The sequence below is a fragment of the Streptomyces tagetis genome (assembly GCF_018069565.1).
Taxonomy (GTDB): domain Bacteria; phylum Actinomycetota; class Actinomycetes; order Streptomycetales; family Streptomycetaceae; genus Streptomyces; species Streptomyces tagetis.
On sequence record NZ_JAGPNL010000010.1, the window covers coordinates 271,277 to 286,250 of the forward strand.

Consider the following 14,974-nt stretch of genomic DNA (forward strand, 5'->3'; position numbering starts at 1 on the left):
GTTCACAGCCGGCTCACGATCGAGATCAGGATGTAAACGATGATCATCAGCACGAAGAAGGACAGGTCGAGCGCCACGCCCCCGAGACGCAACGGCGGAATGAACCGCCGCAGAAGCTTCAACGGTGGATCGGTGACAGTGTAGGTGGCCTCCAGAACGACCACCATCGCCTTGCCGGGATGCCACGAGCGGGCGAACTGGAAGACGTAGTCCATGACCAACCGGAAGATGAGCACGATGAGGAAGCACATCAGCGCGATGTAGACGACATCCAGAACCACGCTCATGACCTGTGCTTCCCTCTCCCCTGAACCATCCCCCGGACCCGTCCTCGGGCCCGCGCTCACCGGTGCTGCGTCTCAGCTCTGGTTGAAGAACCCGCCCTCTGCGATACGGGCCTTGTCCTCCGCCGTGACATCGACGTTAGCAGGCGACAACAGGAACACCTTCTGCGTCACCCGCTCGATACTGCCGTGAAGACCAAACACCAAACCCGCCGCAAAGTCGACAAGTCGCTTCGCGTCTGTGTCATCCATCTCAGTCAGATTCATGATCACCGGGGTGCCCTCACGGAAGTGTTCCCCGATGGTACGGGCCTCGTTGTAGGTCCGCGGGTGAAGGGTGGTGATCCGGTAGGGCTCTCGTTCCGACACGACCTTGGGCATGATGACGGGTGCGCTCTTTTCCAGGCTTGCGCGTTCTTGTGTGATGGACGCCACGGGCGCGATGCGCGCCGGACGGCTGGATTCCGCCCCGAGCGAAGCGGATCGGGGCACCGGCTCGCGCTGGGCCGGAGGTTGCACGACGCGCACCTCTTCGTCCCGCTGGGGCTGGTGTGATCCGTGCGACTGGTGAGGCGGCTCGTGCCGCCGGTGGTCCCGCTCGGGCTCGGGGTCGAGTTCCGGTTCGAAGTCGTCGTCGGGGTCGAATCCCCGGCCGTCGTACCCATCGTCCTCCACGAGGCCGAGGTAGACCGCCATCTTGCGCATCGCGCCGGCCATGCTCTGAGTCCTCCGCTCTGTGGTGGATCGGCTGACGACTGCCAAGTGCCCGCGATCCACGAGGTCGTTGCCTCCGCCTTTCGGCGGTAATGACCATATTTTCTGCTGTGGTCCGACTTCTTGGCGACGTTACCCGAGCCTGGGGCGGACTCCGAGTACCGCCGTACCGACGCGCACATGTGTCGCCCCGGCCGCCACGGCCTCCTCAAGGTCCGCACTCATCCCCGCGGAGACCATGTTCGCAGCCGGATGGGCCCGGCGCAGGTCGGTCGACAAATCCATGAGGTGATCGAACGCGGCGCGTTGACGTCCGGCGTACTCCCCGGTGAGCGGCGCGACCGTCATCAGGCCGTCCAGGCGCAGCCCCTCGGCCCCGGCGACCAGGTCGGCCAACTCCGGGACGCCCGAGGGCGCCACGCCGCCGCGCTCGCCGCGTCCGCCCGCGTCCGCGTCGAGGGCGACCTGGAGCAGACAGCGCACCTCGCGGCCGGCCCGTACCGCCTCCCGCGACAGGGCGGTCACGAGCCGCGCCCGGTCGACGGACTGCACCACGTCGGCGTAACCGACCACGGAGCGGACCTTGTTCGTCTGCAACTGCCCGACGAAGTGCCAGGAGAGCGGCAGGTCCACGCAGGCCGTCGCCTTGGGCGCCGCGTCCTGGTCGCGGTTCTCGGCGACGTGGCGCACGCCGAGCCCGGACAGGACGCGGACGTCCTCGGCCGGGTAGGTCTTGGTGACCACGATCAGGGTCACCTCGTCGCGGCGGCGGCCCGCGGCCTCGCAGGCGGCGGTGATGCGCTCCTCGACCGCGGTCAGGTTCGTGGCGATCTCGTGCTTACGGTCCGTCATGCCCCATCAGTCCAGCCAGACATAGCCCGCGAGCCGTCCGGTGACCCGGTCGCGGCGGTACGAGAAGTGGTCGTGCGACTCCCGGGTGCACACCGGGGAGCGCGTACGGTCGCGCACTCCGAGGCGCTCCAGTTGCGCGTGCACTCCGGCGCACACGTCGACGGCCGGTGTGCCCCAACTGGTCTCGGCGTACGCCGCCGGCTCCGTCTCGGCGACCTCGTCGCGCATCCCGGCCGGCACCTCGTAGCACCGTCCGCAGACGGCGGGTCCGGTGCGGGCGACGATCCGGGCGGGGTCGGCGCCGAGTTCGGTCATGGCCCGTACGGCGGCGGGGACCACGCCGGCGACCATGCCGGGCCGGCCCGCGTGTGCCGCGCCGGCCACGCCCGCCACCGGGTCGGCGAGCAGGACGGGCACGCAGTCGGCGGTGAGGACGGCGAGCGGGAGTCCGCGCCTCGCGGTGACGACCGCGTCGACGGGCGGGACCGGCCCCTCTCCCCAGGGCCCGTCGACCACGGCCACGTCGGCGCCGTGCACCTGGTCCATCCAGACCACGCGGTCGGCGTCGAGGCCGAGCGCCCCGGCGGCGAGCCGCCGGTTGGCCACGACGGCGGCGGGGTCGTCGCCGACCGCGCCGCCGAGGTTCAGCTCCTCGTGCGGAACGGCGCTCACCCCGCCCCACCGGTCGGTGAAGCCGAAGTGCGCGCCGTTCACGGTGTCGCGCCGGCCTATCACTTCAGGAAGTCCGGCACGTCCAGTTCCTCGGCCGCGCTGTCCGAGTAGGTACGGGAGGACGGCACGGGCGGGCCGGAGAGCGGCGGGAGGTCGTCGACCGGCTCCGGCACGGCCGGCTCCGGGTCCTCCTTGGGCTTGACGCTGCCGAGCGAGCCGAAGGCGGGGCGGCCCTCGGGCTGCCGGACCGGGGCGGGCTGCTCCTCGCGCTTGGCGGAGGACGAGCCGAGGACGTTGTCCCGCTTGGCGGGCGGCTGGCCCCCGTCGAAGCCGGCGGCGATCACGGTGACCCGCACCTCGTCGCCGAGGGCGTCGTCGATGACCGCGCCGAAGATGATGTTGGCCTCGGGGTGGGCGGCCTCGCTGACCAACTGGGCGGCCTCGTTGATCTCGAACAGGCCGAGGTCGGAGCCGCCGGAGATGGAGAGGAGCACGCCCCGGGCGCCGTCGATGGACGCCTCCAGCAGCGGCGAGGAGATCGCCATCTCGGCCGCGGCCACCGCGCGGTCGTCGCCGCGGGCCGAGCCGATGCCCATGAGGGCCGAACCGGCCTCGGACATGACCGACTTGACGTCGGCGAAGTCCAGGTTGATCAGGCCGGGGGTGGTGATGAGGTCGGTGATGCCCTGCACACCGGAGAGCAGCACCTGGTCCGCGGACTTGAAGGCGTCGAGCACGCTGACCTGGCGGTCCGAGATGGACAGCAGCCGGTCGTTGGGGATGACGATGAGGGTGTCGACCTCTTCGCGGAGTTCGGCGATGCCGTCCTCGGCCTGGTTGGCGCGGCGCCGTCCCTCGAAGGTGAACGGGCGGGTGACCACGCCGATGGTGAGGGCGCCCAGCGAGCGGGCGATGTTGGCCACGACGGGCGCCCCGCCGGTGCCGGTGCCGCCGCCTTCACCGGCTGTCACGAAGACCATGTCGGCCCCCTTGAGGACCTCCTCGATCTCCTCGCGGTGGTCCTCGGCCGCCTTGCGTCCGACGGCCGGGTTGGCTCCGGCGCCGAGTCCGCGGGTGAGTTCGCGGCCGACGTCCAGCTTGACGTCGGCGTCGCTCATCAACAGAGCTTGCGCGTCCGTGTTGATGGCGATGAACTCGACGCCCTTGAGACCGACCTCGATCATCCGGTTGATGGCATTGACACCACCGCCGCCGACACCGATGACTTTGATGACTGCGAGGTAGTTCTGCGGTGCTGCCACGTCGAAGGCCTCTCGCCTCGAGTTACGTGTCGCCGGATCGGCCGGAGTACTGCCGCTCCGCGACCCGACGACTGATGCCGATGGGACGGTCCGTAGCCCCGACCCGAACCCTAAAGCTGAAGTTTAGGGTTACCAGTGTGTCCGTTCCTTGGAGTCTTCCGAACAGGACACTAAGTCGACAAGCGGCGCGCGTTCAACGAACACGCCGAACCTCCCTTTTTTCTTTTCACCCTATGTGATCAGCCATAGCGCTGCCCAGCCAGGGTGCTGGCCTGCACATATGCTCGTCAACTCGCTGATGACGCCGGGGCGGTGGGCACGCTCACGTCGAAGTGGCGTGCGTCCGGGGCCGCCTTCATGAGCGCGGTGAGCACCCGGGCCTTGTCCTCGCCGAGTTCACCGCTGCCCCACGTCACGGTGCGGCCGTCGGTCAGCTCCAGCGCGATGTCGTCGTAGGAACGGACCGCGACCTCGCCGGTCACCCGGGCGACGGGCTTCGGGATGCGGCGCGCGACCCGCACCGCCTCGCGCACCAGCCGGTCCTCGCCGAAGCGGCGGACGCTGGCGGCGGCCGGGCCGGACCGGGCGGGTTCGAGCCGGAGCACCGGCACGCCCTTCGGGGCCCTCGGCACGGTGGCGTAGCGGACGCCCTCGTCGTCCACCTCGACGAACTCGGCGCCCTTGCGCACCACCAGGACGGGAGTACGCTCCGTCACCTTCAGCCCGATGCCGTCCGGCCAGGAGCGCTCCACGTCGACCGTGCGGATGCGGGGCAGTTCGCGGCCGAGCCGTTCGGCGATGGCGCCGGTGTCGACCGAGACGAGCGGGTCGCCGAGGGGCACGCCGGCCGCCTCGCGGACCTCGGCGGGGGTCAGCACACGGGTGCCGGAGACCGACACCCGTTCCACCCGCAGCCAGTGGGAACCGTAGAGCAGCCAGAGTGCCGCGCCGGTGGCGAGCAGGAGGCCCGCCACCGAAATGATGATCGTACGGAGCCGGGGCGGCCGGAAACGCCCCGCGGGGGGCGGGCCGGACGACTCCCGTCGGCTTTCACCGCGTTCGGCGGTGGTCGTTCCGGCCACGCTCCCTGCCTTCCGTCGTCCGTCCCTAGCGGTGCGCGCGGGCGGCGATCGCCTCGTACACCATGCCGACGAGGAGGTCGTCGGCGTCCCGGCGGCCGAACTCGGCGGCGGCGCGGGACATCTCGTACAGCCGGTGCGGGTCGGCGAGCACGGGCAGGACGTTCTGCTGGAGCCACTCGGGCGTCAGTTCCGCGTCGTCGACCAGCAGTCCGCCGCCGGCCTTCACCAGCGGCTGGGCGTTGAGCCGCTGTTCGCCGTTGCCGATGGGCAGCGGGACGTAGGCGGCCGGGAGCCCGACGGCGGAGAGTTCGGCCACGGTCATCGCGCCCGCGCGGCAGAGCATCATGTCGGCCGCGGCGTACGCGAGGTCCATCCGGTCCACGTAACTTACCGGGATGTACGGGGGCATCCCCGGCATCTGCTGGACCTGCGGCAGTTCGTTCTTGGGGCCGACCGCGTGCAGGATCTGGATGCCGGCCTGCTGGAGCCAGGGGGCGACCTGCTGGACCACCTCGTTGAGCCGCCGGGCGCCCTGCGAGCCGCCGGAGACCAGCAGCGTCGGCAGGTTGGGGTCGAGCCCGAAGGCGGCGCGCGCCTCGGGGCGCACCGCGGCGCGGTCCAGGGTGGCGATGGCGCGGCGCAGCGGGATGCCGATGTAGCGGGCGTCGCGCAGCTTGCTGTCCGGGGTCGAGACGGCGACCTGGCTGGCGTACCGCGAACCGATCTTGTTGGCCAGTCCGGGCCGCGCGTTGGCCTCGTGGACGATGATCGGCACACCGAGCCGCTTGGCCGCCAGGTAGCCGGGCAGCGCGACGTAGCCGCCGAAGCCGACCACGGCGTCGGCCTTGGTGCGCTCCAGGATCTGCTCGGTCGCCTTGATGGTGCCGCGCAGCCGTCCCGGCACGGTGATCAGCTCGGGCGTGGGCTTGCGGGGCAGCGGCACGGCCGGGATCAGGGCCAGCTCGTAACCGCGCTCGGGGACGAGCCGGGTCTCCAGGCCGCGTTCCGTGCCCAGGGCCGTGATGCCCACGGTCGGGTCCTGCCTGCGCAGGGCGTCCGCGAGGGCGAGCGCGGGCTCGATGTGGCCCGCGGTTCCTCCGCCGGCGAGTACGACATGCACCGAAATTCACCGCTCTCCGGACGAACGCGCCGCCGAGGCACGCCGTCGCATCGTGTTCCAACTCCGGGGATTCCGTTTGGACCCGGTGCCCCCGGTCCCCCGCTTTCTACCAAAGCGGGGTTGCCGCAACGCAAGCGCCGCCCGCGCACCGGGCTCGTCCCGCGCGAAGGCGATCAGCAGCCCGATGGCGAACATGGTCGGCAGCAGGGCGGAGCCCCCGTAGGAGAACAGCGGGAGGGGGACGCCGGCGATCGGCAGCAGTCCGAGGACCGCACCGAGGTTGATCACGGTCTGCGCCATGATCCAGGTGGTCACGCCTCCCGCGGCATACCTCACGAAGGGGTCCTCCGTGCGTCCGGCCACGCGAATACCCGCATAGCCTAGAGCCGCGAACAGGGCGAGTACCGACAGCGTCCCCATCAGACCCAGTTCCTCCCCGGTGACGGCGAAGATGAAGTCCGTGTGCGCTTCGGGGAGTTGTCCCCATTTCTCCACACTGGCGCCGAGTCCGGAGCCGAACAGGCCGCCCGAGGCGAGGGCGTAGAGGCCGTGCACCGCCTGCCAGCAGATGTCCTGCGGGCCGGGGTCGGTGGCGCCGATGCAGCTCATCCGGTCCATGCGGTTGGGGCTGGTCTTGATCAGGTACGCGCCGACCAGCGCGGCGACCGAGAAGACCCCGGCGAAGAGCCGGGTGGGCGCCCCGGCCAGCCAGAGCAGACCGAAGAGGATCATGGTGAGGATGACCGCGGTGCCCATGTCGCCCCCGATCATGATCAGGCCGAGCAGCAGGAAGGCGGCCGGCACCAGCGGCACCAGCATGTGCTTCCACTGGGCCAGCAGGTTGCGGTCCTCCTTGCGGGCGAGCAGGTCGGCGCCCCACAGGATCAGGGCAAGCTTGCCGAACTCGCTGGGCTGGACCAGGTACGAGCCGCCCAGCGAGATCCAGTTCTGGTTGCCGTTGACGGCCACGCCGATCCCCGGCACCTGCACGAGGACCATCAGGCAGACGGCGACCGCGAGGATCGGGTAGGCGAGCGCCCGGTGCAGCTTCACCGGCATCCGCATGGCGGCCACCAGCAGCCCGGCGCCGATCAGCGCGGCCAGGAACTGCTTGCGGAAGAAGTACGAGCCGGGCAGCGAGAGCTGGAGCGCGGTGATCTGCGAGGCCGAGTAGACCATCACCAGGCCGAGCACGGTGATCAGCAGGCTGCCGCCGAGGATCAGGTAGTACGCGGTGAGCGGGCGGTCCCAGGCGCGGCGCAGCCGGGTGTGCAGGCGGCGCAGCGCGTTCTCCTGCCCCGGGCGGGCCGGACGGGCCGCCGACGGCCGCCTGACGGCCCGCTGGACGGGCGGACGCCCGGTACGGCTACCGGGCATCCGTGCCTCCGCTGTACGTCGGCCTGGACCGTCCCACGCGTCCCTCCCGAGGTCGCCCGGCGCAGGCGGCCGGGTCAGGCGCCGAGTGCGCGCACGGCCTGTGCGAAGGACTCGCCGCGCCGGTTGTAGTTGGTGAACATGTCCATGGAGGCACAGGCCGGGGCCAGCAGCACCGTGTCGCCCGGACGGGCGAGCCGCCGCGCCTCCTGGACCGCCTGGAGCATCGCCCCAGTGTCGGTCCGGTCGAGGTCGACCACGGGTACCTGCGGGGCGTGTCGCGCCAGGGCTTCGCGGATCAGGGCGCGGTCGGCGCCGATGAGGACGGCGCCGCGCAGCCGCCCGGCCGCCGCGGCGACCAGCTCGTCGAAGGTGGCGCCCTTGGCGAGCCCGCCGGCGATCCACACGATCGACTCGTAGGCGGCCAAGGAGGCCGACGCGGCGTGGGTGTTGGTGGCCTTGGAGTCGTCGACGTAGGCCACCTCGTCCACGTCCGCGACGTGCGCGATGCGGTGGGCGTCGGGGGTGAAGGCGCGCAGCCCGTCGCGGACCGCCGAGGCGGGGACGCCGAAGGCGCGCGCGAGGGCCGCCGCGGCCAGGGCGTTGGCGACGTTGTGCGGGGCGGCCGGGACCACGTCGGAGACCTCGGCCAGCTCCTGGGCGGCCCGGTGCCGGTCGGCCACGAAGGCGCGGTCGACCAGGATGCCCTCCACGACGCCGAGTTGGGAGGGACCGGGGGTGCCGAGGGTGAAGCCGATCGCCCGGCACCCCTCCTCGACGTCGGCCGCGCGGACCAGTTCCTCGGTGGCCGGGTCGGCCGCGTTGTAGACGCAGGCGACCTGGTTGCCCTCGTAGACGCGGCCCTTGTCGGCGGCGTACGCGGCCATCGAGCCGTGCCAGTCGAGGTGGTCGGGGGCGAGGTTGAGCACCACCGCCGAGTGGGCGCGCACCGAGGGCGCCCGGTGGAGCTGGTAGCTGGACAGCTCCACGGCGAGGACGTCGTACTCCTCCTCCCCGGTGACCGCGTCCAGCAGGGAGACGCCGATGTTGCCGACGGCCGCCGTGCGCAGGCCGGCCGCGGTCAGGATGGCGGCCAGCATCTGCACGGTGGTGGTCTTGCCGTTGGTGCCGGTGACGGCGAGCCAGGGGGCCGCGTCCGGTCCGCGCAGCCGCCAGGCCAGCTCGACGTCGCCCCAGACGGGGACGCCGGCGGCCTCGGCGGCGGCGAACAGCGGCTTGTCCGGCGGCCATCCGGGCGCCGTGACGATCAGCTCGGTGCCCTCGGGCAGGGTCGCGCCGTCGCCGAGGCGCACGGTGACGCCGAGCGCCCGCAACTCCTCGGCCTGCGCCCGCGCGCGCTCGCCGTCGCCGTCGTCGACGACGGTGACGCGCGCGCCGAGGCCGGTGAGGACCTTGGCCGCCGGGACGCCGGAGACGCCCAGTCCCGCGACGGTGACGTGCTTGCCCTGGAATTCCGAAGGCACCGAGGAGGTCACTTGTCCGCTGCCCATCCCGCGTAGAAGAGTCCCAGTCCGACGATCACGCAGATGCCCTGGATGATCCAGAACCGGACCACGACCAGGACCTCGGACCAGCCTTTGAGTTCGAAGTGGTGCTGGAGCGGTGCCATGCGGAAGACCCGCTTGCCGGTGAGCCGGAAGGAGCCGACCTGGATGACCACCGACATGGTGATGAGGACGAACAGACCGCCGAGGATGGCGACCAGCAGCTCGGTGCGGGAGCAGATGGCCAGACCCGCGAGGACGCCGCCGAGCGCCAGCGAACCGGTGTCGCCCATGAAGATCTTGGCGGGCGAGGTGTTCCACCACAGGAAGCCAAGGCAGGCGCCCATCAGGGCGGAGGCGACGACCGCGAGGTCCAGCGGGTCCCGTACCTCGAAACAGGCGTTGGGGTTGGTCAGCGTCTGCGCGTTGGCACAGGACTCCTGGTACTGCCAGACGCCGATGAAGGTGTAGGCGCCGAAGACCAGCACGGAGGCGCCGGTGGCCAGGCCGTCCAGACCGTCCGTCAGGTTCACGCCGTTCGACATCGCCAGGATCATGAACAGCGCCCAGACCACGAACAGCACCGGTCCGATGGTCCAGCCGAAGTCGGTGATGAACGACAGCTTGGTGGACGCCGGGGTGTTGCCCCGGTTGTCGGCGAACTGGAGCGCGAGCACCGCGAAGGCGATGCCGACGATGAGCTGGCCGGCCATCTTCGCCTTGGCCCGCAGGCCCAGTGAGCGCCGTTTGACGATCTTGATGTAGTCGTCGAGGAAGCCGACCAGGCCCATCCCCGCCATCAGACCGAGCACCAGCAGGCCCGAGAAGGTCGGGGTCGCGTCGGCGTTCTCGTCGACGTAACCCGTGATCACCTTCGCCAGGAAGTACGCGGCGATCGTCGCCAGGATGAAGGCGATGCCGCCCATCGTCGGCGTACCGCGCTTGCTGGCGTGCTCGCGCGGGCCGTCGTCGCGGATGTACTGGCCGTACCCCTTGCGGGCAAGGAGCTTGATCAGCAGCGGGGTGCCGACCAGCGTCAGGAAGAGGCCGATGACTCCCGCGAACAGGATCTGCTTCATCATCGGGCCGCGACCTCACCCTCGGCGCCGGCATCGAGCAGCGCCGCGGCGACGCTCTCCAGTCCCACCGATCGGGACGCCTTCACGAGCACGACGTCCCCCGGGCGCAACTCGCTGCGCAACAGGTCGACCGCCGCCTGTGCGTCGGACACGTGCACCGACTCCTCACCCCACGAACCCTCGTTGTATGCGCCCAGTTGCAGCCAGGCGGCTTCCCTGCCCCCGACCGCGACGAGCTTGCTGACGTTGAGCCGGACGGCGAGCCGTCCGACCGCGTCGTGCTCGGCGAGCGCCTCGTCCCCGAGCTCGGCCATCTGGCCGAGCACCGCCCACGTACGACGTCCCTTGCCCATGGCCGCCAGCGCGCGCAGCGCGGCACGCATGGACTCGGGGTTCGCGTTGTAGGCGTCGTTGACGACGGTCACGCCGTCCGGGCGCTCGGTGACCTCCATCCGCCAGCGGGAGAGGGAGCCCGCCTCGGAGAGCGCGGTGGCGATCTCGTCTGCGGACATGCCCAACTCGTGGGCGACGGCGGCCGCGGCGAGCGCGTTCGACACGTGGTGCTCACCGTACAGGCGCATGGTCACATCACGTGCACCGGAGGGTGTGTGAAGCCTGAAGGAAGGCTGTCCGCTGTCCGTGAGTCTCACGTTCTCGGCGCGAACGTCCGCTTCGCCGGACTCTCCGAAAAGGATCACCTTCGCCTTCGTACGGGCGGCCATGGCCCGTACGAGGGGGTCGTCCGCGTTGAGGACGGCCACGCCGTCCTCGGGCAGCGCCTCCACCAGCTCGCCCTTGGCCTCGGCGATCTGCTCCCGGCCGCCGAACTCGCCGATGTGGGCGCTGCCGACGTTGAGGACGAGGCCGACGGACGGCGGGGTGAGCCCGGCCAGGTAGCGGATGTGGCCGATGCCGCGGGCGCCCATCTCCAGCACGAGGAACCTGGTCTCCTCGGTGGCGGTGAGGGCGGTCAGCGGCAGCCCGATCTCGTTGTTGAGCGAGCCCGGCGTGAACACCGTGGGGGCCTTGCGCCGCAGCACCTGGGCGATGAGGTCCTTGGTGCTGGTCTTGCCGGCCGAGCCGGTGAGCGCGACGAGGGTGGCGCCGAGCCGCCGGACCACGTGCCGGGCGAGGGCGCCGAGGGCGGCCTGCACGTCGTCGACGACGATCGCGGGCACCCCGACGGGGCGGGAGCCGAGCACGGCCACCGCTCCCGCCGCGACGACCGCCGGCGCGAAGTCGTGGCCGTCGGCGCGCTCGCCGGCGAAGGCGACGAAGAGGCAGCCGGGCCCCGCCTCCCGGGAGTCCCGGACGACCGCTCCGGTGACCTCGGCGGACGCGTCCGGTATGTCGTGCATCTGCCCGCCGACGACTTCTGCGATCTCGGCGAGGGAGAGGGCGATCACAAGTTCATCCCTGGGTCTTCTGGATAGCTGCGCGAAGCACCTGGCGGTCGTCGAAGGGACGGACCACTCCGGCGATGTCCTGGCCCTGCTCGTGGCCCTTGCCCGCGACCAGCACGGTGTCGCCGGGCTCGGCCCGCGCGACGGCGGCGGCCACGGCGGCGGCCCGGTCCTCGAAGACCTGGACCTCGCCCCGTTCGTGGGCGGGTACGGAGGCGGCGCCCTCCAGCATCGCCGCGAGGATGGCGAGGGGGTCCTCGGAGCGGGGGTTGTCCGAGGTCAGCACGGCGGTGTCGGCGAGCCGGGCGACGGCGGCGCCCATCGGGCCGCGTTTGCTCCGGTCGCGGTCGCCGCCGCAGCCGAGGACGACGTGCAGCCGGCCCTCGGTGACCTTGCGCAGGGCGCGCAGCACCGACTCGACCGCGTCGGTCTTGTGGGCGTAGTCGACCACCGCGAGGTAGGGCTGTCCGGCGTCCACGCGCTCCAGCCGGCCCGGCACGCCCGGCACGGCGGCGATGCCGTCGGCGGCGGTCTGCGGGTCGAGCCCGGCGGCGGCGAGGGCGGCGATCGCGGCGAGGGTGTTGGCCACGTTGAACGGGCCGGCCAGCGGCGAGGTGGCCGCGATCCGCTCGTCCTTCGGGCCGACCGCGGTGAAGGTCGAGTCGAGCGGGCCGACCGTGACGTCCTCGGCCCGCCAGTCGGCGTCGGGGTGGCCCTCGGCGGAGTAGGTGACGACCGGGACGGTGGCCTCACGGGCGATGCGGCGGCCGTGCTCGTCGTCGGCGTTGACCACGCCGAGGCGGCTGCGGGCGGGCGTGAAGAGCTGCGCCTTGGCCTGGTGGTAGTCCTCCATGCCGGAGTGGAAGTCCATGTGCTCCGGGCTGAGGTTGGTGAAGACGGCGACGTCGAAGACGCAGCCGTCGACGCGGCCGAGCACCAGGGCGTGGCTGGAGACCTCCATGGCGACCGCCTCGGTGCCGCGTTCGCGCATGACGCCGAAGAGCGCCTGGAGGTCGGTGGCCTCGGGGGTGGTGCGCTCGGAGGGGATGCGCTCGTCGCCGATGCGCGTCTCGACCGTGCCGATGAGCCCGGTCGCCTTCGTGGAGCGCAGCCCGCCCTCGACGAGGTAGGCGGTGGTGGTCTTGCCGGAGGTGCCGGTGATGCCGATCTGGAGGAGGTCGCGCCCGGGGTGGCCGTAGATGGTGGCCGCCAGTTCACCCATCCGGGCGCGGGGGTCCTCGACGACCAGGGCCGGCAGTCCGGCCGCGGCGGCGCGCTCGGCGCCGGCCGGGTCGGTCAGCACGGCGGCGGCACCGAGGCCGGCGGCCTGGGTGACGAAGTCGGCTCCGTGGAGGCGGGCCCCGGGCAGCGCGGCGTACAGGTCACCGGGGCGGACGGCGCGCGAGTCGTGGGTGATCCCCGTGATCCCGGCGGTGCTTCGCGGTGCGGTGACACCCAGTTGACCGGCGAGTTCCGCGAGGGATGTCGCGGAGGTCCGCACCGGCCGGGGCGGTCCCGGATAGGTCACGGGATGACCCTTCTGGGTGGTTTGGGACTGATCAGCGTGTGGCACGGCGGTGAGCGTACCGGGCCCACCCGCCTCCGGGCGAAGTGAGGTCCGGGGGGTGTTCTGGTTCCCCGGATCGGGGGTGATCGTTGTCACGGGTGGTTCCTGGTGGCTCGGTGCTGGCTCGGTACGGGCTCGGTGCGGGGTCAGGGCTTGAAGGCGACCGGGAGCCTCGCGGGTTCCGCGCCGGTGGGCGGGACCTGGAGGGTCTTCAGCGCGAACTCCATCACCTCCTTGTAGATGGGGCCGCAGATCTGGCCGCCGAAGTAGCTGCCCTGGGTGGCGTTCTGGATGGCGCAGTAGACGGTGACGCGAGGCTGGTCGGCGGGGGCGAACCCGGCGAACGAGGAGGTGTAGCCGTGGTACTTGCCGGTGGCCGGATCGACGCGGTTGGCGGTGCCCGTCTTGCCCGCCACGCGGTAGCCGGGGATGCGCGCCTTGGTGCCGGTGCCCTCCTCGTCGTCGACCACCGACTCCAGCATCCTGGCGAGGGTCTTGGCGGTCTTCTCGCTGACCACACGGGTCTTCTTGGGCTCGGGGGCGGGGGTGAAGCGCCCGTCGGCGCCCTTGGTGCCGCGCACGACGGTGGGCTCGATGCGCGTGCCGCCGTTGGCGATCGTCGAGTAGACGGAGGCCGCCTGGAGCGCGTTCAGCGACACGCCCTGGCCGAAAGGAATCGTGTACTGCTGCGAGGTGGACCACTGTCCGGGCGGGGCGAGGATGCCCTTGGTCTCCCCCGGGAAGCCCAGTCCGCTGTACTCGCCGAGCCCGAACTTGCGCAGGTAGGAGTAGAGGACCTCGTTGGCCTCCCGCTGGGTCTCGCCCAGTTCGCCGGTGGCCAGGATGGTGCCGATGTTGCTGGACTTGGCGAGCACCCCGTTGAGCGTGAGGTACCAGGTGGGGTGGTCGACGTCGTCCTTGAAGGAGCGGTCGCCGCGGTGCAGCCGGTTGGGCACGGTGACGTGGGTGCCCGGGGTGGCGGCCTCCTCCTCCAGCACGGCGGCCATCGACATGACCTTGGCGGTGGAGCCGGGCTCGAAGGCGTCCTGGAGCGCCCCGTTGCCGAGCGCCGCCGGGTCGGCGTGGGCCAGGTCGCCCGGGTCGAACCCGGGTGAGTTGGCCATGGCGAGGATCTCGCCGGTGCGGGTGTCCTGGACGATCACGTAGCCGCCGTCGGCCTTGGACTTGGCGACCTGCTCGGTGATGGCGTGCTGGGCGGCCCACTGGATGTCCCGGTCGAGGGTCAGCTCGATGTCGCTGCCGGGCACGGCGGGCGTCCCGGTGGAGCCGGCGGTGGGCACGTGGCGCCCGCCGGACTGGGCGTAGCGGAGCGTGCCGTCCTTCCCGGCCAGCGTCTCGTCGAGCTGGCGTTCGAGGCCGCCGCCGCCCTTGCCCTCGGAGTCGACCCAGCCGATGAGTCCGGCGGCGAGGTCGCCGCCCGGGTAGACCCGCTTGCTGCTGGGGTCGGCGAAGACGCCGGCGAGGACGTTGACGGTGGACTTGTCCGCCTCGCCCTCCTTGGCCAGCGCGCTCTTCAGGTCCTTGATCTGGTTCCAGACCTGGGGGGTCTGCCGCCGGGCGAGGCGTACGTAGCGCAGCTCGGTGTTCTTCGGGCGGAGCTGGGCGACCAGTTCCTCCTGCTCCCGGCCGAGGATGGGCGCGAGGAGCGCCGCCGCCTGCTCGGGTCCGTCGTCGACGCCGAGCTGGTCGCGGGTGAACATCGTGGGGTCGGCGGTGATGTCGTAGGCGTCCTCGGTGGTGGCGAGGGCGACGCCGTTGCGGTCGGTGATGCCGCCGCGCTCGGCGGTCAGGGTGTGGACGACGTAGCGGTTCTGCTCGGCCTTGGCGGTGTACGTGCCGGCCTCGACGGCCTGTACCTGGAGCAGCCGCACCACGAAGGCGGACAGGACCAGGGTGAAGGCGAGGCCGACCAGGCGCAGCCGGGGCCGGGGGCGGCCGAGGCGCAGGGCGCGGGGGGCGGCGGGCCGGGGCGGGGCGGGGCGGCGGGCGGGGCCGCGGGGGGACCGGGCGCCGGGTCCGGGCTGCCGCCGTCCGCCGGG

General features: G+C 71.8%; 13 protein-coding genes. All 13 read right to left on the bottom strand.

The window, feature by feature from the left end; all coding sequences use genetic code 11:
• Positions 1-2: 2 nt before the first annotated feature.
• Positions 3-287 (bottom strand): YggT family protein, encoded by a 285-nt coding sequence (locus tag J5Y05_RS28990; protein WP_030417863.1) that lies wholly within the window; start codon positions 285-287, stop codon positions 3-5.
• A 72-nt stretch (positions 288-359) separates the two neighbouring features.
• On the bottom strand, positions 360-1,001 hold the full coding sequence (locus tag J5Y05_RS28995; RefSeq protein ID WP_030417862.1) for a cell division protein SepF: 642 nt from the start codon (positions 999-1,001) through the stop codon (positions 360-362).
• A 129-nt stretch (positions 1,002-1,130) separates the two neighbouring features.
• On the bottom strand, positions 1,131-1,850 hold the full coding sequence (locus J5Y05_RS29000) for a YggS family pyridoxal phosphate-dependent enzyme (RefSeq protein WP_210876253.1): 720 nt from the start codon (positions 1,848-1,850) through the stop codon (positions 1,131-1,133).
• 6 nt (positions 1,851-1,856) lie between these two features.
• Positions 1,857-2,585 carry a peptidoglycan editing factor PgeF gene (pgeF, locus tag J5Y05_RS29005; RefSeq protein ID WP_210876254.1) on the bottom strand — a complete coding sequence of 243 codons (729 nt, stop codon included), beginning with the start codon at positions 2,583-2,585 and terminating at the stop codon, positions 1,857-1,859.
• Positions 2,582-3,784, bottom strand: a complete 1,203-nt coding sequence (gene ftsZ, locus J5Y05_RS29010) for a cell division protein FtsZ (RefSeq protein WP_210876255.1) — start codon at positions 3,782-3,784, stop codon at positions 2,582-2,584. The genes pgeF and ftsZ overlap by 4 nt, the downstream gene beginning before the upstream one ends.
• Positions 3,785-4,071: 287 nt before the next feature.
• Positions 4,072-4,866, bottom strand: a complete 795-nt coding sequence (locus J5Y05_RS29015; RefSeq protein ID WP_210876256.1) for a cell division protein FtsQ/DivIB — start codon at positions 4,864-4,866, stop codon at positions 4,072-4,074.
• 25 nt (positions 4,867-4,891) lie between these two features.
• Positions 4,892-5,986 (bottom strand): undecaprenyldiphospho-muramoylpentapeptide beta-N-acetylglucosaminyltransferase, encoded by a 1,095-nt coding sequence (gene murG, locus J5Y05_RS29020; protein ID WP_210876257.1) that lies wholly within the window; start codon positions 5,984-5,986, stop codon positions 4,892-4,894.
• Positions 5,987-5,992: 6 nt separating this feature from the next.
• The gene (gene ftsW / locus J5Y05_RS29025; protein ID WP_210876258.1) at positions 5,993-7,363 is read right to left on the bottom strand and encodes a putative lipid II flippase FtsW; all 1,371 of its coding nucleotides are present in this window, start codon (positions 7,361-7,363) and stop codon (positions 5,993-5,995) included.
• A gap of 74 nt (positions 7,364-7,437) precedes the next feature.
• A complete protein-coding gene (murD, locus tag J5Y05_RS29030) occupies positions 7,438-8,844 on the bottom strand; it encodes a UDP-N-acetylmuramoyl-L-alanine--D-glutamate ligase (RefSeq protein ID WP_210876259.1) in 1,407 nt (468 codons plus the stop codon).
• Between the two features lie 8 nt (positions 8,845-8,852).
• On the bottom strand, positions 8,853-9,944 hold the full coding sequence (gene mraY, locus J5Y05_RS29035) for a phospho-N-acetylmuramoyl-pentapeptide-transferase (RefSeq protein WP_030417854.1): 1,092 nt from the start codon (positions 9,942-9,944) through the stop codon (positions 8,853-8,855).
• Positions 9,944-11,350, bottom strand: a complete 1,407-nt coding sequence (locus tag J5Y05_RS29040) for a UDP-N-acetylmuramoyl-tripeptide--D-alanyl-D-alanine ligase (protein ID WP_210876260.1) — start codon at positions 11,348-11,350, stop codon at positions 9,944-9,946. Before J5Y05_RS29040 ends, mraY begins: the two co-directional genes overlap by 1 nt.
• Before the next feature lie 4 nt (positions 11,351-11,354).
• On the bottom strand, positions 11,355-12,875 hold the full coding sequence (locus J5Y05_RS29045; RefSeq protein ID WP_210876261.1) for a UDP-N-acetylmuramoyl-L-alanyl-D-glutamate--2,6-diaminopimelate ligase: 1,521 nt from the start codon (positions 12,873-12,875) through the stop codon (positions 11,355-11,357).
• 185 nt (positions 12,876-13,060) lie between these two features.
• A partial coding sequence (locus J5Y05_RS29050; RefSeq protein ID WP_210876262.1) for a peptidoglycan D,D-transpeptidase FtsI family protein occupies positions 13,061-14,974 on the bottom strand: 1,914 nt, incomplete at its 5' end.

Excerpts from the sequence above, each read along its gene's own strand:
- J5Y05_RS28990 (WP_030417863.1), bottom strand. The coding sequence starts at position 287 with ATGAGCGTGGTTCTGGATGTCGTCTACATCGCGCTGATGTGCTTCCTC.
- J5Y05_RS28995 (WP_030417862.1), bottom strand. The coding sequence starts at position 1,001 with ATGGCCGGCGCGATGCGCAAGATGGCGGTCTACCTCGGCCTCGTGGAG.
- J5Y05_RS29000 (WP_210876253.1), bottom strand. The coding sequence starts at position 1,850 with ATGACGGACCGTAAGCACGAGATCGCCACGAACCTGACCGCGGTCGAG.
- ftsW (WP_210876258.1), bottom strand. The coding sequence starts at position 7,363 with ATGCCCGGTAGCCGTACCGGGCGTCCGCCCGTCCAGCGGGCCGTCAGG.
- mraY (WP_030417854.1), bottom strand. The coding sequence starts at position 9,944 with ATGAAGCAGATCCTGTTCGCGGGAGTCATCGGCCTCTTCCTGACGCTG.